A 25,080-nucleotide genomic window follows, 5' to 3' on the forward strand; every position below is an offset into this window, starting at 1 on the left:
CACGGTCCCACAGAATACGGGGGTGGGGGAGTAGGGTAAACCCCGATTTTCCCGGTGCTGAACATTCTTGTGACAGTCTGTAAGCACGCTTCCCGGTCTCTGTCTTTCCTGATGACTGAGACCTATAATTGCGCCCATGGTTTCCGTCGCCCATTCTGTCGCTGCACAAAGCGATTTCGAGCAATTTCTTGCCATTCTTGCGGCGGGTCTGCCGGCCGCCGATGTTCAGCGTCTGCACGACGCCGTCACCTATGCCTGGGAAGCCTACGGCGACCGGACGCTGGGCAGTGGCGAGCGGGTCTGGTCGCATGCCCTGGGCATGGCCATCATCATCGCCGGCCTCAAGCTCGACGTCGAGTCGCGCATCGCCGCCGTGCTCTTTGCCATTCCCGCGCAGGATGAACACGGTGTTGCCACCATCGAGGAGAAGTTCGGCAAGCCGGCGGCGCATCTGGTTCATGGCATTTCCCGGTTGAACCGTTTGCGGCCGATTGCCAAGGGCTTCGTCGCCGTCGATATCGAAGCCGGCGAGAGCAACCCGGCGGAAATGCGTGCCCAGGTCGAAGTGTTGCGCAAGATGCTGCTGGCCATGGTCGAGGATATCCGCGTCGTCCTGCTGCGCCTGGCCAGCCGGACGCAAACCCTGCGTTTCTATGCGGCCAATCCGGACGAACTGCGCGTCCAGGTGGCACGCGAGACACTGGAACTCTATTCGCCGCTGGCCAACCGGCTGGGGGTCTGGGAACTGAAATGGGAGCTGGAGGACCTGTCCTTCCGCTTCATCCATCCCGACATCTACAAAACCATCGCCAAGCAGTTGGATGAAAAGCGCAGCGAGCGCGAGTCCTTCATCAACGATGCGGTCGACCGGGTACGCAGCGAACTGGCCGAGGCCGGCATCACCAACGCCGAAATCTACGGCCGGCCGAAGCACATCTTCAGCATCTGGAACAAGATGCGCAAGAAAGGCGTCGATTTCTCCGAGGTCTACGACGTGCGCGCGCTGCGCATCATCGTCGACGACGTCAAGGACTGCTATACCGCGCTGGGCATCGTGCATAACCTGTGGGCGCCGATTTCCAAGGAGTTCGACGATTACATCTCGAATCCCAAGGGCAATCACTACCGTTCGCTGCATACGGCGGTGCATTGCCCGGACGGGCGCAGCCTGGAAATCCAGATCCGCACCTGGGAAATGCACAAGCACGCCGAACTCGGCGTGGCCGCGCACTGGCGCTACAAGGAAGGCAGCAAGGCGCCGGGCGCCGATGCCTACGACGAGAAGATCGCCTGGCTGCGCCAGCTGCTGACCTGGAAGAACGAGGTCGCCGACAGCTCCGACTGGGTCAATCACTACAAGCAGGCGGCGCTCGACGAGACCATCTACGTGATGACGCCGCAGGGTCGGGTGGTCGACCTGCCGTCGGGGTCGACGCCGGTCGATTTCGCTTACCGCGTGCATACCGACCTCGGCCACCGCTGCCGCGGCGCCAAGGTGAACGGCCAGTTGCTGCCGCTCAACACGCCGCTCGAAACCGGCCAGCAGGTCGAGATCCTGACCGCCAAGCTGGGCGGACCGTCGCGCGACTGGCTGAATCCGGCGCTCGGCTACATCCACACCAAGAGTGCGCGGACCAAGGTGCGCAACTGGTTCTCGACCCTGGCGCTGGAAGAAACGCTGGCCGAAGGGCGGGCGGTGGTTGCCAAGGAATTGCAGCGGGCCGGCCAGACCGGTGCCAATGTCGAGGAACTGGCGCGCAAGCTCGACTTCGCCAAGGCCGACGACCTGTACATCGCGGCTGCCCGTGGCGATCTCAATCAGCGACATTTTCAGTCGGTGGTCCGCGGCGACGCCTCGCTCGAAGCGCTGGTGCCGGATACCGTCGAGACCAAGCCGCGCAAGCCGGTTGAAGGCAATCAGGGCATCCTCATCGTCGGCGTCGACAAGCTGCTGACGCAACTGGCACGCTGCTGCAAACCGGCGCCACCGGATGAAATCCAGGGCTTCATCACGCGCGGCAAGGGGATTTCCATTCACCGCGCCGATTGCAGCAATTTCGCCAATCTCGCCGCCCTGCATCCGGAACGGGTCATCGAAACCGACTGGGGCACCGAGACCACCGGTGTCTTTGCCTGCGACATCGTCGTCGACGCGCACGACCGTCAGGGTCTGCTGCGCGACATCTCGGAAATCTTCGCCCGCGAAAAACTCAATGTCGTCGGCGTCAATACGCAATCGCGGCAGGGTAATGCGCACATGAGCTTTACCGTCGAAATCACCAATCTGCGCCACCTGCAGCGCACGCTGGCCTTGATTCACGAGGTCGAGGGCGTGGTCGGCGTGCGGCGCGCCTGATACCGGGAGTCAGCAAGCATGAAGGGAAACATCGCGGCCATCGTGCTGATACTGGTTGGCGTTGTCGCGCTGGGGTCGAACCTCGACCTCTTTCACGTCAATATCTTCACCCTGCTCAGTACCTGGTGGCCGCTGATTCCGATTGGCGTCGGCATCGCCATGCTGGTTTCGCCGGACGGCCGCAAAGGCCGCGAGTAGGCGATTTCAGGGCGCCAGCAGACGGGGGGCGACGGCGTCGAGATCGCGCTGACGGAGCATGCCGACCTTGTGGCCGACGACGCGTCCGCGGCGGTCGATGAATAGCGTGTAAGGCAGGCCGCCGGTCGGGTTGCCGAGCGTGCGCATCAGCCGGGTACCGTCGCTGCCGCCGGCCAGGAACACCGGATAGCGGATCGGGAAGTCGCGGGCAAACGCCTTGACGCCGTCGGCTTCGCTCGTGTCCTCGACGGCGATGCCCAGCACTTCGATCTTGCCGCCGTGGTGCTTGCGGAATTCATTGAGTTCCGGAATCTCGGCCCGGCAGGGCGGGCACCAGCGGGCCCAGAAATTGACCACCAGCGGCTTGCCCCGGTAAGTCGCCATGGCCACCGGCTTCTCATCCGGATCGAGCAAGGTGGTGGCAAAGAAGGGCGCACTGTTGGGCGCCTCCTGGGCCGAAACCAGGGCGGCAGAGAGGCTGAGGAGGAGTGCGGCAAGCAGCTTTTTCACGGGTGTTGTTCGGGCTGGGATCGGTGGGCGGGCTGAATATTAGCATTGTGCGATCTTGTCGCGGTGTCTGCGACATTATGTCGCACCCTGGCCGTTGGTGGACATGCCACAATGCCCGCCGTGACTGAAAGGCTGTCGATGCCCGACAATGTCGGTTTCGGCCCCCTCTGGAAAGAACGTAGTGAACAGGAAAATCCTCATCGATCTCGTCGGCGTGCTGCTCATCGGCCTGATCGTACTCGTCGGTTACAAGTTGTCGCCGCTGCTGTTGCCCAAGGCCGACCTGACGGTCGAGCCGGACCCGGCGTGCAGCCTGCAGGAAGGGCCGTGTTCGGTCAGCCTGCCGGACGGCGGCACGCTGCGTTTCTCGGTCGGTACGCGGCCGATTCCCATGGTCAAGCCGTTCGAACTGCGGGTCGAGGCAGCCGGCATCCGTAACGTCAGCGTCGATTTTGCCGGCGTCGACATGGACATGGGCTACAACCGCCCGCAACTGGCCGAGCGTTCGCCGGGGGTGTTTGCCGGCGAGGCGACGCTGCCGGTGTGCGTCACCGGGCGCATGACCTGGCAGGCGACCTTGCTGCTCGAAACCTCGTCGGCGCGCGTGGCCATCCCTTTCCGCTTTGTCACGGGGTAAGCATGTCGAATCGTTTCCTGATCGCCGTGATTGTCGTTCTGCTCAGCCTGCTGGTCGGTCTTGGCCTGTTCTGGAAACCGCAGTCCTCGCCGCCGCCGGCGAGCGTCAATCCACTGCCGCCGGGCGGCGATTTCGTGCTCCAGTCGGCCAATGGGCCGGTGGCCCTGCGCGATTACCGTGGTCGTCTCGCGGTCCTGTATTTCGGCTACAGCTTCTGCCCCGATATCTGTCCGACCAACCTGACCGCCCTGAGTGGCGGCATGGCATTGCTGACGCCGGCGGAGCGCGAAAAACTGGCGGTTTTCTTCATTTCCGTCGACCCGCAGCGCGATACGCCGGAACATCTGAAAACTTATGTTGAATTCTTCGACCGGCAGATGATCGGCGTGACCGGTTCGCCGGCTGAAATCGCCGAACTGGCCGGGCGCTATGGCGTCTTCTACGCCGTGCAGCCGGCCGCCAACGCCGCTGAAGATTACGTCGTCGATCACTCGGCCGAGAGCTACATCGTCGGTGCCGATGGCCGCCTGCTGGCCCGTCTGGCCCACGATACGCCGCCTGATCAGGTGGCCGCACTGATCCGTCAATATTTACCTAACTGAAGGAGCATCGCATGAAACGCCTGTCCGTCCTTGTTGCCGCCCTGAGCCTGTCCGGTGCCGCGTTTGCCGGCGCGGCCGATGCCGTCGTCGTGCACGAACCCTATGTCCGGCTGGCGCCGCCGAATGCCCAGGCAACCGGCGCTTTCATGGTGCTGAAGAATACCGGCGAGCGTGAGGTCAAGCTGGTCAAGGCGGATAATCCGGCTTCCCAGTTGACCGAGTTGCATAACCATATCAACGACAACGGTGTGATGCGCATGCGTCAGGTGCCGGAAATCGCGATTCCGGCCAAGGGTGAAGCAGTACTCAAGCCGGGTGGCCTGCATGTCATGCTGATCAACATGAAGGCTGCGCTCAACGAAGGGCAGGTCGTGCCGATCACGCTGACGTTTGACGACGGTAGCAGCAAGCAGGTCGAGGTCAAGGTGGTGAAGATGATGCCGGCGGCGATGCCGATGAAGCACGCGCACTGAGCCGGTGCACGCCAAAAAGAATGCCCCGCTGGTCGGGGCATTTTTACGTCGGTACCTTCAGTGCCGTTCGCTGCCGGCGTCGAAGGTGGACCAGTTGCGGTTTTCCGGCTGTGGCAGATCCTTGGGTTGCTGACTGTGCAGCCAGGCCTTGGCCAGGAAGTGGGCGGTCAGCGGGGCGGTCAGGAAGAGGAAGAGCGAGATCAGCAGTTCGTGGATCGACAGCGTGCCGTTGAGTGCCAGGAAGTAGACCATCGAAGCAACCAGCGCACCGCCGACGCCCAGCGTCGTGGCCTTGGTCGGCGCATGCAGGCGGCTCATCAGGTCGGGCAGCTTGACCAGACCCCATGAGCCGACCAGCGCGAAGCTCGCGCCGACGACGATGAGCGCGGCAACCACGAGTTCGTTGATGAATTCCATGGGCGTTCCTTTATTCGATGACGTCGCCGCGCAGGATGAACTTGCAGTAGGCGACGGTGGAAATGAAGCCGAACATGGCCAGCAGCAGGGCGGCCTCGAAATACATCGTGCTGCCGGTCTGGATGCCGTAGACGATGATCAGGGCGATGATGTTGATGACCATGGTGTCGACGGCAAGGACGCGGTCGACGCTGCCCGGGCCCTTGAACAGCCGCCACAGGTTGAGCAGCAGGCCGAGGCTGATGGCGACGTAGGCGTAGTAGATGGCGTATTCGATCACGGGAAGATCTCCTGCAGCCGGGATTCGTAACGGTCCTTCATTTCGCGCACCGCCGCCTCGGCGTCGGGCGCGTCAAGACAATGCACCAGCAGCGCCCGGCCGTCGGCCGACAGGTCGCAACTGACCGTGCCCGGCGTCATCGTGATGGTGCCGGCGAGGACGGTGATGGCTTCCGGGTTGGTCAGGCTGAGCGGCACGCTGACCCAGCAGGTGTGCAGGCTGGCGACTGGACGGAAGAGGATGATGCGGGCGACCTGGATGTTGGCGACGACGATGTCGCCGATGACCAGCAGGATGTAGCGCAATGCCTTGCCGTAATGGCGGATTTTCGGGCGATCCGGCCAGAAGTTGCTGGTCAGGCGCGGAATGGCGATGCCGAGGATCAGGCCGACCAGCAAGCCGCCGGCCGAGAAACTGTTGATCAGCAGCAGCCAGATCAGCGTCAGCGCCAGGCTGAGCAGGGGATGCGGAAACCAGCGGCGGAGCAGCGGCGGCCGCGCAGTCTGAGCAGGGACGTGGGCCATCAGAGCGATCCTCCAGGCAGTACGGTGTTGCCGAGCACGGCTTCGATGTATTGATCGGTGGCGAAGATCTGTTCAGCGGTGGCGTCGAGATAGGTGGTCAAGGGCCCGGCGAACAGGGTCAATCCGACACAGCCGGCGAGCAGCAGGCCGATGGCGATCAGCGACAGGCTGTTTTTTTCCGCATGTTCCGGGAAGCTGCCGGGTTCGCCGGTGCTCTTCCAGAACAGCGTGCTGCCGGCCCGACCGAAGCCGATGATGGCGATCAGCGAAGTACCGAGTATCAGTGTCCAGATGACGGCGGCGTGAACGCTGTCGAGCGCCGCGTCGAGCATCAGCAGCTTGCCGATGAAGCCGGACAGCGGCGGCATGCCGGTGGCGGCAATGGCGGCGATGAAAAAGGCGCCGGCCAACAGCTTGAGCTGGGTGAATCCCGGTGCCACCGACAGGCCGTCCTCATGGCCGGGACGGCGGCGGGCGACCAGGTCGGCGATCAGGAACAGGACGGCGCCGGCCAGGGTGGAGTGCAGCAGGTAATACAGCGCAGCCGACAGCGCAATCGGCGTAAACAGCGCAATGCTGGTCAGCAGCAGACCCATCGATCCGATCACCGCGAAGCCGGCGAGCTGGCCGAGGCGGCGGGCGGCGAGCACGCCGGTCATGCCCAGGACCAGGGTCAGCAAGGCCGCCGGCAGCAGCCAGGGCGCAGCCAGCCAGGTGGCGGCGCCGGCGTCGGCACCAAAGGCCAGGATGTAGAGGCGGATCACGCAGTAGGCGCCGACCTTGGTCATGATCGCGAACAGTGCGGCGACAGCGGCTGGCGCGTTGGCATAGGTGCCGGGCAGCCAGAAATGCACCGGTATCAGCGCTGCCTTGATGCAGAAAACCAGCAGCAGGAGCAGGGCGCCGGCTTGCAGCAGCGCCTGGTCACCGGCCGCGATGTGCGGCACCTTGACCGCCAGATCGGCCATGTTCAGCGTGCCGGCGACGGAATAGATCATGCCGACCGCGATCAGGAACAGCGTCGAACCGACCAGGTTGATCACCACGTACTGAACGCCGGCCTTCATCCGGGCCGGGCCGCCGCCATGGACCATCAGTCCGTAGGAGGCGATCAGCAGCACTTCGAAGAAGACGAACAGGTTGAAGAAGTCGCCGGTCAGGAAGGCACCGTTGATGCCCATCAACTGGAACTGGTAGAGCGCGTGGAAATGTCGGCCGTCGCGGTCGCTGCCGTCGATAGCGAAGAACAGCACGGCCAGTGCGAGGACGGCGGTGAGGACGAGCATCATCACCGACAGGCGGTCGGCGACAAGAACGATGCCGAACGGCGCCACCCAGTTGCCGAGCGCGTAGGTCAGGATGGTGCCGTCGCTGACCATGGTCGTCAGCGCTAGCGCGATGCCGAGCAGGGCAACGGTCGAAGCGATCGAAAAGATGCGGGCAAGCACCATGTCGTGGCGCGCTCCCATCAGCAGGATGGGGGCCATGATGGCCGGCAGGACGACCGGGGCGATGATCCAGTGAGTCACGCGCGGCCCTCCGTTGATTCACGATTCTCCGCCGGGACCGGCTGGTCCTCGCCATCGACATGGTCGCTGCCGCTTTCCAGGAAGCTGCGCAGCGCCATGACGACGATGACCGCGGTCATGGCGAAGGAAATGACGATGGCCGTCAGGACCAGCGCCTGCGGCAGGGGATCGGTATAGGCCAGGGCTTCGGGCGAGATTACCGGCGGCCGGTTGAGAACCAGGCGACCGGTGGCGAACAGGAAGACATTGGTGGCGTAGGAGAGCAGCGCCAGGCCAAGTACCACCGGCCAGGTGCGGGCACGCAGCACCAGATAGACACCGGCGGCAGTGAGCAGGCCGACAGCGGAGGACAGCAGGAATTCCATGTCAGTGCTCCCGTGGGTGAGTGGCGCTCAGATCCGGTTCCATCGGTCCCTCGTTCGGGACCGGTGTTTCGGTCAGGCCGCCGATACGCGACAGATTGGCCAAGGCCAGCATGACGGCACCGACCACGGTGAGGAAGACGCCGGTGTCGAAGGCCATGGCCGACGCCAGTTCGAATTCGCCGATGATGGGTAGATGGAAGTGGTCGAAGGCACTGGTCAGGAAGGGGTAATCGGCCAGCCAGGAAACGATGCCGGTGGCGGCGGCAATCAGCACGCCGATGCCGATCAGCGCGTGGTAGTCGACCTTCATCCGCTGCGCCGCCCAGCTGTAGCCGCTGGCCATGTACTGCATGATCAGCGCGATGGCGACGACCAGGCCGGCGATGAAGCCGCCGCCGGGGACGTTGTGACCGCGCAGGAAGATGAAGGCGCCGACCATCAGCGCCAGCGGCAGCATGACGCGGGTGGCGACCACCAGCATCAGCGGGTGACGGTCGGCGGAACGCGCCTGATCCGGGACCCAGGCGGCCAGCTTGCGGCCGACGGCACCACGGGTGGCGCCGTCGAGCAGCGCGTAGATGGTCAGCGCGGCGATGCCGAGGACGATGATCTCGCCGAAGGTGTCGAAGCCGCGGAAATCGACCAGGATGACGTTGACCACATTGGTGCCGCCGCCGCCGGGAACCGATTGTTCGAGGTAGTAGCCAGACAGCGTCGCCGCATCGCGGGTGGTCATGGCCCAGGCCGCGCCGCCGACACCGATGCCGGCCAGGGCGGCGATCAGGCCGTCGCGCAGACGGCGGCCGCCACTGCTTTCGACGGGCGTCTCCTTGGGCAGGAAGTTGAGGGCCAGCAGCATCAGGATGACGGTCACGACTTCGACCGAAATCTGCGTCAGCGCCAGGTCAGGCGCCGACAGATAGACGAAGGCCAGCGAGACGACCATGCCGATCACGCCGATGGCGATCAGCGATACCAGGCGCTGGCGGTGCAGGGCGACCAGGGCGATGGTGGCGCCGACCAGCAGCAGCCAGACGACGATGGCGACCGGCGCGGCCGGCAGCAGTTCGCGCTGGCCCGGTGCATGGCTGGCGGCGGCAAAGGCGCCGAAGCCGACGACCACGGCGGCGCCGATGGCGAAGGCCAGGTGCCGCTGCAGCGAGCCGTTGTGCAGGCCATGGGTGATTTTCTGGGCGACGCTGACGGCGGCGGCGATTACCGCCTGGAACATGGCCTTGGCTTCCGGGTGCGGACCGGCCGACCACAGCTTGCGCACCTTGAGGTAGCCAGCGAGCAGGCCCAGGCCGACGGCGACGGCAATGGCGCTCATGCCCAGTGCCGGCGTCAGGCCGTGCCAGATGGCCAGGTGATAGTCGGGCAGCGGGCTGCCGATGACGGCGCCGGCAACGGTGGCGACCAACGGCCCGGCGACGGTCGCCGGGAACAGGCCGATCAGTACGACCAGGACGACCAGCAGGGCCGGCGGTCCCCACAGGCCGAACGGCGGGTCGTGCGGATGCCGCGGCGTTTCGCCGGCCGGCTTGCCGAAGTAGACATGGACGATGTAGCGGAACGAATAGGCGACCGAGAAGCAGGCTGCCAGCGTCGCCAGTGCCGGCACGATCCAGTCGTTGCCGAGCCAGGCGGTGTGCGCGGCTTCCTCGAGCATCATTTCCTTGGACAGGAAACCGTTGAGCAACGGCAGGCCGGCCATCGACGCGGCAGCGATGGTGGCCAGGGTGCCGGCGATCGGCATCAGCGTCATCAGGCCGCCGAGTTTCCTGATGTCGCGGGTGCCGGTTTCGTGATCGACGATGCCGGCGTTCATGAACAGCGCCGCCTTGAAGGTGGCGTGGTTGAGGATATGGAAAACGGCGGCGACGGCGGCCATCGGCGAACCGAGGCCAAGCAGGAAGGTGATCAGGCCGAGGTGGCTGACCGTCGAGAAGGCCAGCAGGCCCTTGAGGTCGTCCTTGAACAGCGCAATCCAGGCGCCGATCAGCATGGTGATCAGGCCGGTGGTGGCGACCAGGTAGAACCATTCGTCGGTCCCGGCGAGTACCGGCCACAGGCGCGCCATCAGGAACAGCCCGGCCTTGACCATGGTTGCCGAGTGCAGGTAGGCGGACACCGGCGTCGGTGCGGCCATGGCGTGCGGCAGCCAGAAATGGAAGGGGAATTGCGCGCTCTTGGTGAAGCAACCGCCGAGAATCAGCAGCAGCGCTGGCAGGTAGAGCGGCGACGCCTGGATGGCTTCCTTGTGCTGGAGGATCACCGACAGGTCGTAGGAACCGGCGATGTGGCCGAGGATCAGCATGCCGGCAATCATCGACAGGCCGCCGGCGCCGGTCACGGTCAGCGCCATGCGCGCACCCTGGCGGCCTTCCGGCAGGTGTTTCCAGTAGCCGATGAGCAGGAAGGACGACAGGCTGGTGAGCTCCCAGAAGATCAGCAGCAGCAGGATGTTGTCCGACAGCACGATGCCGACCATGGCGCCCTGGAAGAGCAGCAGGTAGCTGTAGAAGCTGCCCATCGGATCTTCCTTGGCCAGATAGAAGCGGGCGTAGGTGATGATCAGCAGGCCGATGCCGAGGATCAGGCTGGCGAAGAAGAAGCCCAGGCCGTCGAGGAAGAAATTGACGTTGAGGCCGAGTTGGGGAATCCATTCCCAGCGCGCCTGCAGCACTTCGCCCCGGAACACGGCCGGCGCATGCGTCATCAGCAGTAGGAAGGCGAGCAGCGTGACGGTGAAGGTGCTGGTCGCACAGGCGTTGCGCCCGGCGCGAATCATCAGCGCAGGGAGGATGGCCCCGAGAAAGGGGAGAATGACAATCAGGGCAAGGCTCATGGGCTCACGATCCGGAGGACACGGGGTTGGAACGGTACGACTGCGGGGGTGAGGAGACCACGGTCAGGCTGTGGAAGGGGCAGTATAAGCGGCAGCTTCTTGATTCGCCAACACTGTGACGGGTAAGAAACGTTTCGGTTTTTACGGATTGATTAATTCGATGATCCGTAAACCGCCTGTATCAGGCGCGTACCGGATGCTTGGCCAGCTTGCGTTGCAGCGTGCGTCGATGCATTTTCAGGGCGCGTGCCGTGGCCGAGATATTGCCGTCGTTTTCCGTCAGCACGCGCTGGATGTGTTCCCATTCCAGGCGATCGACCGACAGGGTTTCGTCCGGTGTGTTCAGGGCTTCGGACGGCATTTCGTCGGCGAAGGCAGCGAGGACGGCTTCGATTTCCACCGGTTTGGTCAGGTATTGCGTGGCCCCGCGCTTGACTGCCTCGACGGCGGTGGCGATGCTGCCGTAGCCGGTCAGGATGACGATGCGCATGCTTGCATCGATGTCGAGCAGGCGCGGAATCAGCAGCAGGCCGGACATGCCGCCCAGGTTCAGATCGAGTACCGCGCGCCGGACGCCGTGGTCGCGGGCCAGGCGCAGGGCTTCGTCGCCGTCGACCGCGCCGATGGCCGGCAGGCCGCGCCGGGTCAGCGTACGCACCAGGATGCCGTTGAAGGTCGGGTCGTCGTCGATGACCAGAATCGGAGGCGTCATGGGTTCTCTGCAATGGGTAGGACGATGCGGGCCAGGGCGCCGCCGTCGTCGGGGTTGCTCAGTTCCAGCCGGCCGCCGAGCTGGCCGATGGCGGTGGCGGTCAGCATCAGGCCGACGCCGCTGCCGCCTTCGTGCGCCGGCAGTTCCTGCCGACCGCCGAGCGCCAGCACCGCCGGTGGAAAGCCGGGGCCCCGGTCGCGGATGGCGATGCTCAGGGCCTGCCGGTCCCAGCTCAGGGTGATTTCCAGCGTCTGCGGGCAGGCGTTGGCAGCATTGTTGAACAGGTTGAGCAGGGCTTGTTCCAGACGCGGGTCGATGGCGATCTGCGGTGCCGGTCCGTCGCGGTCGACGATCAGCTTGCTCGTGGTTTGCGGGCGCAGCGCATGCCATTTCTGGCGCAAACGGTCGAGCCAGCGGTCGCAGGCTTGCTGCTCCGGGGTGTCGTTCCGGGTAGCGTCGGCCCGCCGAGCCAGGCCGCCGACGATGTCCTTGCAGGCGGCGATTTGCTGGCGCAGCAGTCCCAGGTCTTCCCGGACCGCTTCCGGCAACTGCCGGTCGTTGGCCAGTTCGCCGACGATCAGCGACATCGTTGCCAGCGGTGTGCCCAGCTCGTGTGCGGCGCCGGCGGCCAGGGTGCCCATCGCGGTCACCCGTTCGTCGCGCAGGGCCTGCTCCCGGGCTGCGGCCAGTTCGGCGTCTCGGTCGCGGATCAACTGGCTCATGCGCAGGATGATCCAGCCGATCAGGATGGCCGAGACGGTGAAGGTCAGCCACATGCCGATCAGGTGCAATTGGGTGGCCCGGCTGACATCGGTGATCGGCAGCGGCAGGTAGAACAGCATCAGCAGCGAGTAGGCGAGGATGGCTGCGCCGCCAACCAGTATCACCAGATGGCGGGGCAGGCCGAGTGCGGCGATGGCGACCGGCGGCAACAGCAGCGAGACCAGCGGGTTGGTGGCGCCGCCGCTGAAGAACAGCAGCGCCGACAGGGTGCAGATGTCGAGCAGCAGCTGGCTGAACAGTTCATGCGCCGTGGCCGATTGCTGGCGGCCGGCGTGCCGGTGGCCGAGTGCATTGAGTACGGCGGCAACAGCGAGGATGGCGAGCATCGCCGGTTGCGGCAGGACGAGGTCGAGCAGGCCGGGGGCGATCAGCACGGTCAGCGCCATCAGCGCCAGCATGGCCCAGCGCAGCGCGAACAGGCGGCGCAGATTGACCAGGTACTCCTTGCTGTCGGCGGCGTGATAGAGAATCGGCATCTTCGAATTATCGGCGATTTGCGGCGCGCTGCGTTATGCTCCGCTGCGTCAGATTGTCGCAGGGAAGCGCTCGTCGGGCGCCTATAATCTCCTGCAACTCATGCACCACTGTTACAGGTTCTCGATGTCTGGTTTCTTGCGCGGCAATGTGCTGCTTGCCCTGATTTATGCGCTGACCGGTTGGCTGGCGTTGCAGATCGCCGTGCCGCCGGGGTACGCGGCCCCGCTGTTCCCGCCTGCCGGGATCGCGTTGGCCGCCATGCTGGTCCATGGTCCGCGCAGCCTGCCGGGTATTTTCTTCGGTTCGCTGGCGGTGCAGATCGCGGCCGCCATGCAGAGTGGTTTCAGCGGCAATGTCTGGCCGATGCTGGTGTTTTCGGCCGGCGGAGCAGCCTTGCAGGCATGGTTTGGTTATCGCTTGGCCTTGCGCCTGCTCGGCCGCAACAACCCGCTCGACAGCCAGGAGAGCATCATCGCCTTCATGCTGGTCGTGGCGCCGGTCGGTGCCTTGATCAGTCCATCGGTGGGCACCTTCGCCATTTACCTGATGCAGGGGATTGCGCCCAATGACGCCGCCTTCACCTGGATGAACTGGTGGGCCGGCGATACGCTCGGCGTGTTGATCATGGTGCCGCTGCTGCTGGTCTTCTTTGGCCGGCCGGCCGCCGACTGGCGCAGCCGTCGGATGAATGTGGCGGTGCCGATGCTGATCGCGCTGGCCGTTCTCGCGGCCACCTTCATCCAGGTCAGCAGTTGGGAGGAGCGGCGCCTGCAGTCCCGGGTCAATCGTGATGCCGGACACATGGCCAGCCTGGTGCGCAAGCGCCTCGACGCGCAACTCGACCAGATGCAGGCGCTGGAACGCCTGGCCACCGTGCATCCGGCGCTCGATGCAGCCGTCTGGCGGGAATTCGTCACGCCCTTGCTCGAGCGCTATCCGGGAACGCAGAATTTCGGCTGGAGCCCGCTGGTGACCGAGGCCCGGCGGCCGGCTTTCGAGCGTGCGGTACGCGCTTCGGGCATCCCGGATTTCGCCATTCTCGGGCGCGACCCCTCGGGGCGTACCTACGTCGTCGAATCGCGAGCCGAGTACCTGCCCATCCTGTTCGTCGAACCGCTGGCCAGCAATCGCAGCGTCGTCGGTCTCGACCCGCTGGTGCTCGAACAGACGGCAATCGCCGCCCGGCGCACGCGGGAAAGCCGGCTGCCGGTCGCGTCCGCTTCGATCCGCCTGGTCCAGGAGCAGGGCGAGCAGCGCGGGGTGGTGGTCTATCACGCCGTCTTCGCGGGGTCGCCGGCGCGCCAGATCGGCTTGATTTCGGGGGTGTTCCGCATGGACGACGCCCTCAATGCCACGCTGGGCCGCGAGATGGAGAAGGGGCTGCAGCTTTGCCTGATTGATCATGACGCCCAGGGGCAGCGGCTGTTCGGTCCGGGGGGCTGCGAGCAGCCGGAATGGCTGACGCGGCGCATGCATTGGCAGGATACGGTGGATTTCGCCGGACGCAGCTGGCAACTGAAAATTGCCACTACCGAGACCTATCTGGTGAATCTGCGTAGCTGGGGCGTCTGGTTGACGCTGGCTATCGGCTTGCTGACCACGGGGGTCCTGGGGGCTTTCCTGTTGCTGACCAGCGGTCGCGCGCGGCGCGTCGAACGCCTGGTCGACGAGCGTACCCAGCAGCTGGCCGACGCTGGTCGGCAACTGATCGAGCAGCAGGAGGAACTGGTTCAGGCGCAGCGCATTGCCCGGCTGGGCAGTTGGGAAATCCTGCCGGCGAGCGACGAATGCCATTGTTCGGAGGAATTGCGCAGGATCATGCGTTTGTCCGAACATGGGCGGATCGTTTCTGACGACCTGTTGAGCCGGGTGCATCCGGACGATCGGGCTAGCCTGCAGCGGGCGCTGGAACAACTGGCCGAGGCGCCGGGGCAGGCGGCTTTCGATTGCCGCCTGGCGGTGTCGGGGGCGATTGGCACCCGCTTGCATTTCCGCATCGAAAGTGATCAGCGCGCCGGTGGCGGCGTACGCATCCGTGGTACGGCGCAGGACGTGACGACAGCCCGGGCCGCCGAGGAACATATCGCCTTCCTCGCCCATTACGATGTGCTGACCGGTCTGCCCAACCGCACCCAGTGGAACGAACGGGCACACCAGGAACTGCGCAACGCCTCGCGCCTGGGCGAGGGCCTGGCGGTGCTGTTCCTCGACCTCGATCATTTCAAGTCGGTCAACGATTCGCTCGGCCATCCGGTCGGCGATCAATTGCTGTCCGGCGTCGCCCGCCGTTTCTCCGCCTGCCTGCGCGAGAACGACTTCCTGGCCCGCCTGGGCGGCGACGAGTTCGTCGTCCTGCTGCCGCATCTCGAACATCCGGAGACCGCCGCCGTCGTTGCCCGCAAGCTGATTTCCGCGCTGCAGGCACCGATGTCCATCGAGGGGCATGAACTGACCGTGTCGACCAGCATCGGTATCGCCGTATTCCCCAGTGACGGCGAGGATGTCAGCACGCTGCTCAAGCATGCCGATGTCGCGATGTACTGCGCCAAGGACCAGGGGCGCAATGCTTACCACTATTTCAAGCCGGAAATGGACGTCCATGCGCTCGAGCGCCTGATGCTCGAAAACGCGCTGCGGCGGGCCATCGAGCGCCATGAACTGGTGCTGCATTACCAGCCGCAGGTCGCTGCCGACGACAGTCGCATGGTCGGCTGCGAAGCGCTGGTGCGCTGGCAGCATCCGGAACTCGGCTTGCTGCAACCGGTCCAGTTCATCGGCGTGGCCGAGGAAAGCGGCCTGATCCTGCCGCTCGGCAACTGGGTGCTGGCAAGCGCGGCGCGACAACTTGCCGCCTGGCAGGCCCGGGGGCTGGATCTGCTGATGGCGGTCAATATTTCCGCCCTGCAGTTCCGTCAGGGCGATTTCGTCGATGACGTGCGCCGCATCCTGGCCGATACCGGTGCCGATCCAGCCGGCCTGGAACTGGAACTGACCGAAAGTGCGCTGATGCAGCCGACACCGGAAGTGCTGGCGCGCATGAACCAGTTGCGCGAACTCGGCATCCGCCTGGCGCTGGACGATTTCGGCACCGGCTATTCCAGCCTGTCCTACCTCAAGCGCCTGCCGATCCGCCGCCTCAAGCTTGACCGCAGTTTCGTCAAGGACGTGCCCGGCGATCAGGAAGACGTGGCGATTGCCATGGCCACCCTGTCACTGGCCCGCGACCTGGGCATGGACGTCGTTGCCGAAGGCGTCGAAACCGAGATCCAGCGGCAGTTCCTCGCCGAACGCGGTTGCCCGGTGATGCAGGGCTACCTGTTCAGCCGGCCGCTGCCGGCCGACGAACTGCGGCGCTGGATGGACGAACGCGGCGTCTAGAGCCGGAAGGCGCCGGTCATGGCGGCGATCATGTCGGCGTGGTCGATGACGCCGGCGCTCTCGCGGATGCTGTGCATGGCCCACATCGGGGCGCCGACGTCGACGCTGGGAATGCCCAGGCGGGCGGCGACGATGGGGCCGATGGTGCTGCCGCAGCCGAGATCGGTGCGATGCGCGTATTTCTGGCAGGGTACGCCGGCCTGTTCGCAGATGGCCATGAACAGCGCCGCCGTGTCGGCACCTGTGCTGTAGCGCTGGTTGCAGTTGTGCTTGATCACCGGGCCGGCATTGACCAGGACCCGGTGCCCGGGTTCGTAGGCCGACGGGAAGTTCGGGTTCCAGGCATGGGCCATGTCGGCGCTGATGAAGTAGCTGCGGGCGAGCAGGCGGCGCAGGTCTTCGCCGTCGAGGGCGAAGTTGCCGGCGAGCCGCTGCAGCACGTCGCCGACCAGGCTGCCACCGGCGCCGGCGGCGCTTTCCGAGCCGACTTCCTCGTGGTCGAAGAGGGCGACCAGGCAGGTTTGACCCGGCTTGTCCACCGCCAGTAGTGCGCTCAAGGCAGCGTGGCAGGAGGCCAGGTTGTCGAGCTGGCTGTTGGCGATGAATTCGCCGTCAGCGCCCCAGAAGCTGCCTTTCTGCGTGTCGCAGGCGGCCAGCTCCCAGGTCATCAGGTTTTCCGGGGCGACGCCCAGCGCGTCGGCCAGCGGCCGGCGGAACTGCGTGTCGGCCGTTTGCGCATCGTCGCCGACGCCCAGCAGCAAGGGTAGTTCGGTCTGCTTGTTGAACTTCAGCCCGCCTTCGTTGACCTCGCGGTTCATGTGGATGGCCAGGTTGGGCAGGCGCAGCAGCGGCTTGTCGATATGGACCAGCCGGCTTTCGATGCCGACATCGTTACGCACCATGACCCGGCCGGCCAGACCGAGGTCGCGGTCGGCAAAGGTGGCCAGGATGGGTCCGCCATAGACTTCGACGCCGAGCCGGACCAGGCCGCCGGCATTTTCCGCCGGGCGCGGCTTCAGGCGCAGTCCGGGGGAGTCGGTATGGGCGCCGATCATGGTCAGGCCGGTCTCAGCCAGCGGCTGGCTGCCGATGGTGAAGGCGATGATCGACGAACCGCCGCGGATGACGAAATAGCGGCCGCCGGCTTCCAGTTGCCAGCGGTCGAATTCCTCCAGACGGACGAAGCCGGCGGCCAGCAGGCGTTGCTTGCAGGTGGCGACGGCATGCCAGGGGCTCGGGCTGGCATCGATGAAGTCGAGCAGGTCCTGCGCCTGGGCGCGGGCGGTATCGGTCACTGGGCGGGTCATGAGCGGCGTTCCGGAGTGGTGCACGCGTCTACGACGAGGTCGGCGACGCGGCGGTCGTAAAGCATGGCGAGATGGCCGATCGGCGGCAGGTCCACGTTGTGGGCGCCGGGCAGCCGTTGGTGGTCATGGGGATAGACGTAATTGTCGCAGGGATTGCAGTAGGCGATGGTCGGGACCGTCGTCTTTTCCGCCGCCATGTCCCGCAGCCACAGCGAGTCCGGCTGCATTTCGCGGGCATTCTGGCCGATGCCGAGACGGGCGAGCTCGGTGCCGGTGTTGGGCGTTGCCAGCGTGATCAGTGCGGCGACCCGTTCGTTGCCATGGCGGGCGAGGTAGGAGCGGCAGATCAGTCCGCCCATGCTGTGGCCGACCAGGGTCAGTTTCTTGGCGCTGGTCTGGCGGCAGACAGCCTCGATGCGTTCGTTGAGCAGCGGCACCATGCGGCCCATGCTGATGAAGGGCGGGAACAGGCTGACCGTGGCTACCGTGCAGCCGGCGTTTTCCAGGCGCCGGCGCAGCCGGTACCAGACGCCGCGGCTGCAGCCGTAACCATGGACCAGCAGGATTACCCGGCCCATCGGCGCCAGCCGGTCGGCCGGCATCCACAGGCGTTCGAAAGGCAGGACCAGCAGGAAGGTGCGGATGAAGGCGAGATACTCGCCGAGCATGATGCCCAGGCCCGGCCTTTGTCCGGGGGCCTGATGGCGGCGGGCCAGCAGCCAGAGACCGGCATTCTGCAGCGCGCGGGCGAACAGCAGGGTGAGTATGGCGGCCAGTCCGGCGGCCGGCGCTGGCAGACCGCCCGGGCCCAGCGCCAGGTGGTAGTAGATGGCCAGTTCGGCAATCAGCCAGAGCAGCAGGGAGACGGGCAGCATGAGCTCAGCCGGTGGCTTCGGCAGCGGCTTTGGGCAGCCACAGGCAGTTGCCCTTGGATTCCTTGTCGATGGCTGCCAGCACCGCGTCGTGCGCCGCCACTTCGTCGTCGCTGGCGCGCCGCACGACCAGCGGCTTGCGCTGACGGACCTTGCCGTCGGCGCCGAGCAGGGCACGCGGCGCCTCCTCGGGTTCGATCATCAGCGCGTTCTGGCCGCGGGTCATGGCCAGGTAGACCTCGGCCAGCAGTTCGGTATCGAGCAGGGCGCCGTGCAGGGTACGGCTGGAGTTGTCGATCTCGTAGCGTTCGCACAGCGCATCCAGGCTGTTGCGCTTACCCGGATGCAGTTCCTTGGCTTCGCGCAGGGTGTCGATGACGCCGCTGCAGATCGTTTCGACCGGGACCCGGCCGAGCCGGTCGAGTTCGGCGTTGAGGAAGCCGAGGTCGAAGGGCGCGTTGTGGATGATCAGTTGCGCGCCGTTGATGAATTCGAGGAATTCGTCGGCGATGTCGGCGAACTTCGGCTTGTCGGCCAGGAATTCGAGCGAGATGCCGTGCACTGCCTGGGCGCCGGCGTCGATTTCGCGCTCGGGATTGATGTATTTATGCAGGTGATGCCCGGTCAGCCGCCGATTGACCATCTCGATGCAGGCGACTTCGATGATGCGGTGGCCATCGCGCGGGTTGAGGCCGGTGGTTTCGGTATCGAGGACGATCTGTCTCATGCCGTTTCCTTCAATTCATCGATGCCGCGGTTGGCCAGCGCGTCGGCGCGCTCGTTTTCCGGGTGGCCGGCGTGGCCTTTGACCCAGATCCATTCGAGCTGGTGGCGGCGCGCCTGTTCGTCGAGCAACTGCCACAGGTCGGCGTTCTTGACCGGCTTCTTGTCGGCGGTTTTCCAGCCGTTGCGCTTCCAGCCATGAATCCACTCGCTGATGCCCTTGAGCACGTATTGCGAGTCGCTGTGCACGCGCGCCTTGACCGGGCGCTTCATTGCGTCGAGGGCGCGGATCACCGCCAGCAGTTCCATGCGGTTGTTGGTGGTCGCGGCTTCGCCGCCCCACAATTCCTTCTCGTGATCGCCGGCGCGCAGGATGGCACCCCAGCCGCCGGGGCCGGGATTGCCGCGGCAGGCGCCGTCAGTATAGATATCGACGATCTCAGTCGCCATGTTGCTCCTTTTGCGCGACCGGGCGCAGGGCTTTGGCGCGTACGGTCTTCTTGCGCCAGTTGGGGGTGATCAGGCGGATGCCGTGCACCCGCTTGACGGCGCGCAGCATATAGACGGCGCCGGAAAATTTCCACCAGCGGCGGCCGGCGCTTTCGGTGAAGCCCCAGCGCTGCAGCCATTTCTGCTGTTCGCAGGGCGGGGCATAGCAGCCGAAACTGCCGCGATCGACCTCGAAGCCGAGCAGCTTGAGCCAGTCCTTCAGCCGGGTCGGCGACAGGTAGCTGCCGTTCCAGGGGAAGCCGCTACCACGCCTGGCCTGCTTTTTCAGGCCCCACAGCGACAGCGGATTGAAGCCGGTGATGATCAGTTGTCCCTCGGGAATCAGGATGCGCTCGACTTCGCGCAGGATCTGGTGGGGATCGTCGGCGAATTCCAGGACATGTGGCAGCACCACCAGGTCGACGCTTTGCCCGGCAATCGGCAGGGCGGCCGGCGAACAGTCGATGGCCACCGAGTCGCCGCTGCCGATGCGGATGCGCAGTGCCATCCGGTTGGCGCGCAGCAGGTCGCACTGCGGCAGGCCGATCTGCAGGGCGTTGAAGCCGAAGATGTCAGGGACGGTCTCGTCGATCTGGCGGATTTCCCAGTCGAGCACGTAGCGCCCCTGCGGCGACGCCAGCCAGGCATCCAGTTCACGATTTGACATCCGGGCGCGCTGGTTCGATAGTTCCGGCATGTTCGAAATCTCGCTCATTCCCGCCTTCAAGGACAATTACATCTGGCTGCTCCGCCGTGACCGTCAGGCCTTCGTCGTCGATCCGGGCGATGCGGCGCCGGTACTGCAACGACTGGCGGCCGACGGCCTGGAACTTTGCGGCATCCTGATCACCCACCATCACGCCGACCATCAGGGCGGTATTGCCGAATTGCTGGCCCACCGGCCGTGCGAGGTCTTTGCACCGGCCGAAGAGTCTATCACAGGGCGGACCCGCGCCCTGCGCGGCGGCGAACGCCTCGATGTGCTCGGCGTCCCGGTCGAGGTGCTGGCCGTTCCCGGACATACGCTGGGGCATCTGGCCTACCTGACACCGGGCGCCTTGTTCTGCGGCGATACCTTGTTCGGTGCCGGTTGCGGGCGCCTGTTCGAGGGCACGCCGGCGCAGATGAGCGACTCGCTGGCCCGCATCGCGGCCTTGCCGGACGAAACGCGCATTTACTGCGCCCACGAGTACACGCAGATGAACCTGCCGTTCGCTGTTGCGGTCGAGCCGGACAATGCCGAAGTACAGGCCAGGTTGCAGCGGGTGACCGCACTGCGTGCTGCCGGTCAGGCGACCGTGCCCTTGCGGCTGGGTGAGGAGCGCCTGACCAATCCCTTCCTGCGTTGCCAGGTGCCGGCAGTTATCGCGGCTGCACGGGAGCAGGGGGCTGCAGACGATACGCCGGTATCCGTGTTTGCCGCCTTGCGCGCCTGGCGCAACGTTTTCTAGCGTCGCTGGCGGACCCGGGTGGCGGCCTTCTTCAGGGCGTCGAGCACGCGTGCCGCGTTGAAGGGTTTGACGATGAAGCCGCCGGCCCCGTTCATGATTGCGTCCTGAACGGTTTCCGGGTCGGCACTGCCGGTGATCATGATGAACTCGGTGTCCGGCAGCGTCTGCTTGATCTCGATCATCGCCTCAAGCCCGTTCTTCTCCGGCATCAGCACGTCCATGCAGACGATGTCCGGTTTCATGCGTTCGACCATTTCGACCGCCTGGGCACCGTTGCGGGCTTCGCCGACGACGTCGTACTCCTCGCCGCGGAGGATGCCGCGCAGGATGGTTCGCATCATGTCGTTGTCGTCCACGATGACGACGGAAACCCGGTTTTTGCTCATGGGTGGGCTAGTAGCAGTTGGCCTTGAAGAATAACAGGGCGACGACGGAAATGCCGACGGCGCAGCTTCCCCAGAAAATACTCCAGCGCAGCGCCCGACCGGCTTCAATCCAGGCGCCGCGCTGCCGGGCCTGGAACAGGCGCTGGACTTCGCCGATGGTCAGGATGGCAGTCAGCGAGAAGAAGATCATGCCGGAGAACAGGGCAATGATCAGGCCGTTGTCCATGGTCCGGCAGCCGCCCCGGGTGATCCGCAGGTAGGACAGGACGCTGTCTGTCCGGAAGGCATAGCCGGCTATCAGGTAAACCAGTGCGCCGAACAGCACGATCAGGAAAATTGTTAACTGCGTTTGTGCACGATGCAATTGCGCCCAGCCGCGCTTGATATCGTCGATAATCCACTTCATTGGTGCTGTTCGCCTGTTTGTCCGCTTTGGCGGACTCGTTGATACAAATTATTTGCCAAGATTACCATGTCCAAAGCGCTTCAGTCGGTGTTGTCAAAGCTGTCAGCCTTGCGCGAGTTTGCCAGTCAGCCGCGTGGCCGTCGCCTGGGAAAGCAGGTTCTGGCCAGTGTGGCGGTTTTGCTGGTCAGCGGATTTTTCCTGGTCCCGCCGGTGCTCGAGCCAGTGCTGGAAAAACAGTTGGCGAAGGCGCTGCACGGCGAGGTCCGGATCGACGATCTGGCGATCAATCCGCTGGTGCTGTCGGTCACCGTCAAAGGTCTGGCGGTGGTTCGCGACGGCAAGGAGCAGGCTGCTTTCGACGAGCTTTACATCAACCTTTCGGCGGCTTCGCTGTTCAAAATGGCGGCGGTCGTCGACGAAATCAAGCTGGCCGGTCTGCGCGTTTCGGTGGCACGGACAGGCGACGGGCAATACGATATTTCCGATCTGCTCGACGAATGGTTGAAGCCGGATGAGACGCCGGACAAAACGCCGCCGCGTTTTTCCCTGAACAACATCCAGCTGGTCGATGCCCGCATCGAGTTTGCCGATCTTCCGCGCGCGCGCGAGTTTGTCGTGAGCGACCTGGACCTGTCGCTACCCTTCCTCTCCAGTCTGCCTTACCAGGCCGAGATTCTGGTCCAGCCGATGCTGTCGGCCAATGTCAATGGTTCGTTCTTCCGTCTCGACGGCCAGACCACGCCTTTTGCCGACGGGCGCGAGAGCGAACTCCGGTTCGACCTGGCCGGCTTCGACCTGGCCCAACTGCAGCCCTATCTGCCGGCCGGTCTCCCGGTGAAAATCGCTACGGCGCGTCTGGATTCGCAAATCCGGGCGGTATTCCGGGAACTGCCGGGGGGTGTGAACTCGCTGGTATTCGTCGGTAATGCCCGTCTGGCCGACCTGCAACTGCAGCAGGGCGACGGCCAGGCGCTGCTGGCCTGGAAAGGGCTTGCCGTCGAATTGTCCCAGATTGATCCGTTCAATCGCCAGTTCGTCGTGCAACGTCTGGCGCTGGACGGACTTGAGCTTGATCTCTCGGTCAATCGTCTTGGCGAACTGAACCTGCTGGCGCTGGCCGGCGGCAGCTCAGCCGCGCCGGCGGCCGATGCACCTGCCGCGCCGGTGCACTGGTCGCTTGGTGAATTCGCCTTGAACGACGCGACCTTGCGCTGGCGCGATTCGTCCGGCAGCAAACCGGTCAACGGCGAAATCCGCCAGTTCTCGGCACGACTCGGACCGCTGGATGAAAAACTGGCTTCCGTCGAGGTGATCGAGGCCGCCGCTCAGGTCGATTTCGGTGAGCAACTGCAATTGCCCAGCCTGGCCGTCAAGGCGCTGCGCGTCGACCTGGCCGGGCAGCGCATCGAGATCGGCGAAGTCAGCAATGCCGGCACGCGTATCGTCCTGCGCCGCAACGCCGATGGCGAAATCGAATGGCTGACGCCGCCGCGCTTGAAAGCGGCTGCAGGCAGCGCGCAGAAGCCGGCCTCGGCGCCCTGGCTCGCCCGCGTGGCGACGCTGGCGGTCGACGATCTCGGCCTGCGTTTCGAAGACCGCTCGGTGCAGCCGGTGGCCGTTCAGCAGATCGATGGGCTCAGCCTGAGTGGCGAAGGGCTGGGCAACCTGGCCAACGAGAAGGGCCGGCTGTCGCTGCAGGCGACGGTCAACAAGCAGGGCAAGCTGGCGGTCGATGGGGATCTGCAGGCCGAACCTTTTGCCAGCAATCTGAAGATCGACGGGCAGGCAATACCGCTGGCTTCGCTGCAGGGCTATTCGGGACAGTTCCTCAATGTGCTGTTGCAGCGCGGACAGTTTTCCGCCAAGGGTGACGCCAGCCTGCGCCAGGAAAAGGGGCGCCTGCTGGCCGGCTACAAGGGATCGGCGACGCTGGGCAACCTGTTGCTGGTCGATCCCGAGAACAAGGCCGATTTCCTGAAATGGAAGTCGCTGCATCTGGGCGGCATCGATTTCCGGCTTGACCCGATGCGCATCGACATCCGCGAAATTGCCCTCAGCGATTTCTATTCGCGCCTGATCCTCAATGAAGCCGGCCGCCTGAATCTGGCCGGCATCGTCCGTCAGCCGGCCGCCCCGGCGGCAGAGGCCGAGACAACGACGGTAGCGCCAACGGAGAAGGCGCCGCTGCCCCTGAGCATTGCCAGGGTGACGCTGAACAACGGGATGGTGAATTTTTCCGACCGTTTCGTCCGCCCGAATTACACGGTCGACATCGGTAAGCTCGGCGGTCGGGTGACCGGTCTGTCGTCGGTTGACGGCACGCTGGCCGAACTCGAACTGCGCGGCAGTTACGGCAGGGCGGCGCCGGTATTGATCAGCGCCCGGCTCAATCCACTGGCGGCCAAGTCCTTTCTCGACCTCAAGGCCGAAGTCAAGGACGTTGATCTGACCGGGTTTTCGCCGTATTCGGGCAAATACGCCGGTTACCTGATCGACAAGGGCAAACTGTCGCTGAACCTGGCCTACAAGCTGGAAAACCAGCAACTGACCGCCACCAACGGCCTGTTCCTCGATCAGCTCACGCTCGGCGAGCGTGTGGACAGCCCCGATGCCACCAGTCTGCCGGTGAACCTGGCAATTGCGCTGTTGCGCAACAATCGCGGCGAAATCGACATCAACCTGCCGATCTCCGGTTCGCTCGACGATCCCCAGTTTTCGCTCGGCGGGGTGATCGTCAAGGTCATCGTCAACCTGTTCGTCAAGGCGGTGACTTCGCCGTTCGCGCTGCTCGGTTCGATGTTCGGCGATGGCGAGGAGTTGTCGACCCTGGCCTTCGCACCGGGGCAGACGCAGATCGATGCCGCGGCCGGCAAGAAGCTGGAAGCACTGGCGCGGGCGCTCAACGAGCGCAGCGCGCTGAAACTGGATATCACCGGCCACGCCGACCCGGAAACCGATCGCGAAGGACTGAAGCGTTTCGCCATCGAGCAGGCGATGCAGCGGGAAAAGCTCGCCGATCTGCGCAAGCAGGGCAAGGATGTGGAAACCACCAGCATCGAGCCGGCCGAATATCCGGCCTATCTGGCGCGGGTGTACAAGGCGGCGAAATTTCCCAAGCCGAGGAATTTCATCGGCCTGCAGAAGGACTTGCCGGTCGAGGAAATGGAAAAGCTTCTGCTGACGCACTTGCCGGCCAGCGACGACGACCTCCGGCAACTGGCGCGGGTGCGGGCCGAGCAGGTCCAGGCCTGGTTGCTCGAGCAGGGTAAGGTGGCCCCGGAACAACTCTTCCTGGTGCCGCCGAAGGCGGGCAAGGCGTCCGGCGGCGGACGGGTCGAGTTTTCATTGAGGTGAGGG

At 64.9% G+C, this 25,080-nt stretch carries 24 protein-coding genes; 8 read left to right on the plus strand and 16 right to left on the minus strand.

Going from position 1 to position 25,080, the window contains the following annotated elements:
* Positions 1-136 precede the first annotated feature (136 nt).
* On the plus strand, positions 137-2,356 hold the full coding sequence (locus tag G471_RS0111585) for a RelA/SpoT family protein (RefSeq protein WP_028995483.1): 2,220 nt from the start codon (positions 137-139) through the stop codon (positions 2,354-2,356).
* An 18-nt stretch (positions 2,357-2,374) separates the two neighbouring features.
* Positions 2,375-2,554, plus strand: coding sequence for a LiaI-LiaF-like domain-containing protein (locus tag G471_RS0111590; protein ID WP_028995484.1), 180 nt, complete (start codon positions 2,375-2,377; stop codon positions 2,552-2,554).
* Between the two features lie 6 nt (positions 2,555-2,560).
* On the opposite strand, the gene G471_RS0111595 is transcribed toward G471_RS0111590, so the two are convergent.
* Positions 2,561-3,064 carry a TlpA family protein disulfide reductase gene (locus G471_RS0111595; protein ID WP_028995485.1) on the minus strand — a complete coding sequence of 168 codons (504 nt, stop codon included), beginning with the start codon at positions 3,062-3,064 and terminating at the stop codon, positions 2,561-2,563.
* Positions 3,065-3,245: 181 nt separating this feature from the next.
* Here G471_RS0111595 and G471_RS0111600 point away from each other — a divergent pair, with 181 nt between their 5' ends.
* The 3 genes from G471_RS0111600 to G471_RS0111610 are packed head-to-tail and all read left to right on the plus strand — an operon-like array spanning position 3,246 to position 4,776.
* Positions 3,246-3,701, plus strand: coding sequence for a hypothetical protein (locus G471_RS0111600; protein ID WP_043421571.1), 456 nt, complete (start codon positions 3,246-3,248; stop codon positions 3,699-3,701).
* 2 nt (positions 3,702-3,703) lie between these two features.
* Complete coding sequence (locus G471_RS0111605) at positions 3,704-4,303, plus strand: SCO family protein (protein WP_028995487.1); 600 nt, start codon at positions 3,704-3,706, stop codon at positions 4,301-4,303.
* An 11-nt stretch (positions 4,304-4,314) separates the two neighbouring features.
* Positions 4,315-4,776, plus strand: coding sequence for a copper chaperone PCu(A)C (locus G471_RS0111610; RefSeq protein ID WP_028995488.1), 462 nt, complete (start codon positions 4,315-4,317; stop codon positions 4,774-4,776).
* Between the two features lie 57 nt (positions 4,777-4,833).
* Here the strand turns inward: G471_RS0111610 and G471_RS0111615 are convergent, their stop codons facing one another.
* From G471_RS0111615 to G471_RS17530, 8 genes are all read right to left on the minus strand, one after another.
* Positions 4,834-5,193: a Na+/H+ antiporter subunit G gene (locus G471_RS0111615; RefSeq protein ID WP_028995489.1), complete on the minus strand. Its 360-nt coding sequence runs from the start codon at positions 5,191-5,193 to the stop codon at positions 4,834-4,836.
* A 10-nt stretch (positions 5,194-5,203) separates the two neighbouring features.
* Positions 5,204-5,473, minus strand: coding sequence for a K+/H+ antiporter subunit F (locus G471_RS0111620; RefSeq protein WP_028995490.1), 270 nt, complete (start codon positions 5,471-5,473; stop codon positions 5,204-5,206).
* A complete protein-coding gene (locus tag G471_RS0111625) occupies positions 5,470-5,997 on the minus strand; it encodes a Na+/H+ antiporter subunit E (RefSeq protein WP_051295456.1) in 528 nt (175 codons plus the stop codon). The genes G471_RS0111620 and G471_RS0111625 overlap by 4 nt, the downstream gene beginning before the upstream one ends.
* Positions 5,997-7,526 (minus strand): monovalent cation/H+ antiporter subunit D, encoded by a 1,530-nt coding sequence (locus tag G471_RS0111630; RefSeq protein WP_028995492.1) that lies wholly within the window; start codon positions 7,524-7,526, stop codon positions 5,997-5,999. The genes G471_RS0111625 and G471_RS0111630 overlap by 1 nt, the downstream gene beginning before the upstream one ends.
* Entirely contained in the window at positions 7,523-7,891 is a 369-nt protein-coding gene (locus G471_RS17525) for a Na+/H+ antiporter subunit C (protein ID WP_051295457.1), read from the minus strand. The genes G471_RS0111630 and G471_RS17525 overlap by 4 nt, the downstream gene beginning before the upstream one ends.
* A 1-nt stretch (position 7,892) precedes the next feature.
* Positions 7,893-10,739 carry a monovalent cation/H+ antiporter subunit A gene (locus tag G471_RS0111640; RefSeq protein WP_028995493.1) on the minus strand — a complete coding sequence of 949 codons (2,847 nt, stop codon included), beginning with the start codon at positions 10,737-10,739 and terminating at the stop codon, positions 7,893-7,895.
* Positions 10,740-10,920: 181 nt separating this feature from the next.
* Positions 10,921-11,451, minus strand: coding sequence for a response regulator transcription factor (locus tag G471_RS0111645; RefSeq protein WP_028995494.1), 531 nt, complete (start codon positions 11,449-11,451; stop codon positions 10,921-10,923).
* Complete coding sequence (locus G471_RS17530) at positions 11,448-12,710, minus strand: ATP-binding protein (protein ID WP_051295458.1); 1,263 nt, start codon at positions 12,708-12,710, stop codon at positions 11,448-11,450. The genes G471_RS0111645 and G471_RS17530 overlap by 4 nt, the downstream gene beginning before the upstream one ends.
* A 124-nt stretch (positions 12,711-12,834) precedes the next feature.
* Here G471_RS17530 and G471_RS17535 point away from each other — a divergent pair, with 124 nt between their 5' ends.
* Positions 12,835-16,089: an EAL domain-containing protein gene (locus tag G471_RS17535; RefSeq protein WP_043421573.1), complete on the plus strand. Its 3,255-nt coding sequence runs from the start codon at positions 12,835-12,837 to the stop codon at positions 16,087-16,089.
* On the opposite strand, the gene G471_RS0111660 is transcribed toward G471_RS17535, so the two are convergent.
* Genes G471_RS0111660 through G471_RS0111680 form a run of 5 tightly spaced genes read right to left on the minus strand, consistent with a single transcriptional unit; the run spans position 16,086 to position 20,147 of the window.
* A complete protein-coding gene (locus G471_RS0111660) occupies positions 16,086-17,396 on the minus strand; it encodes a M18 family aminopeptidase (protein ID WP_028995495.1) in 1,311 nt (436 codons plus the stop codon). The genes G471_RS17535 and G471_RS0111660 overlap by 4 nt on opposite strands.
* Positions 17,393-18,271, minus strand: coding sequence for an esterase/lipase family protein (locus G471_RS0111665; RefSeq protein WP_028995496.1), 879 nt, complete (start codon positions 18,269-18,271; stop codon positions 17,393-17,395). Before G471_RS0111665 ends, G471_RS0111660 begins: the two co-directional genes overlap by 4 nt.
* Before the next feature lie 4 nt (positions 18,272-18,275).
* On the minus strand, positions 18,276-18,995 hold the full coding sequence (gene dnaQ / locus G471_RS0111670; RefSeq protein ID WP_028995497.1) for a DNA polymerase III subunit epsilon: 720 nt from the start codon (positions 18,993-18,995) through the stop codon (positions 18,276-18,278).
* Positions 18,992-19,441 carry a ribonuclease HI gene (rnhA, locus tag G471_RS0111675; RefSeq protein ID WP_028995498.1) on the minus strand — a complete coding sequence of 150 codons (450 nt, stop codon included), beginning with the start codon at positions 19,439-19,441 and terminating at the stop codon, positions 18,992-18,994. The genes dnaQ and rnhA overlap by 4 nt, the downstream gene beginning before the upstream one ends.
* Positions 19,431-20,147: a class I SAM-dependent methyltransferase gene (locus G471_RS0111680; protein WP_028995499.1), complete on the minus strand. Its 717-nt coding sequence runs from the start codon at positions 20,145-20,147 to the stop codon at positions 19,431-19,433. Before G471_RS0111680 ends, rnhA begins: the two co-directional genes overlap by 11 nt.
* A gap of 28 nt (positions 20,148-20,175) precedes the next feature.
* Between G471_RS0111680 and gloB the strand changes: the two genes are divergently transcribed.
* Complete coding sequence (gloB, locus tag G471_RS0111685) at positions 20,176-20,931, plus strand: hydroxyacylglutathione hydrolase (protein WP_028995500.1); 756 nt, start codon at positions 20,176-20,178, stop codon at positions 20,929-20,931.
* Here the strand turns inward: gloB and G471_RS0111690 are convergent.
* Both G471_RS0111690 and G471_RS0111695 read right to left on the minus strand, forming a co-directional pair.
* Entirely contained in the window at positions 20,928-21,317 is a 390-nt protein-coding gene (locus G471_RS0111690) for a response regulator (RefSeq protein WP_028995501.1), read from the minus strand. The genes gloB and G471_RS0111690 overlap by 4 nt on opposite strands.
* A gap of 7 nt (positions 21,318-21,324) precedes the next feature.
* The gene (locus G471_RS0111695) at positions 21,325-21,723 is read right to left on the minus strand and encodes a hypothetical protein (RefSeq protein ID WP_028995502.1); all 399 of its coding nucleotides are present in this window, start codon (positions 21,721-21,723) and stop codon (positions 21,325-21,327) included.
* Between the two features lie 66 nt (positions 21,724-21,789).
* Here G471_RS0111695 and G471_RS17540 point away from each other — a divergent pair, with 66 nt between their 5' ends.
* Positions 21,790-25,077 (plus strand): DUF748 domain-containing protein, encoded by a 3,288-nt coding sequence (locus tag G471_RS17540; protein ID WP_028995503.1) that lies wholly within the window; start codon positions 21,790-21,792, stop codon positions 25,075-25,077.
* Positions 25,078-25,080: the final 3 nt, after the last annotated feature.

Source organism: Azonexus hydrophilus DSM 23864, from assembly GCF_000429605.1.
Lineage (GTDB): Bacteria > Pseudomonadota > Gammaproteobacteria > Burkholderiales > Rhodocyclaceae > Azonexus > Azonexus hydrophilus.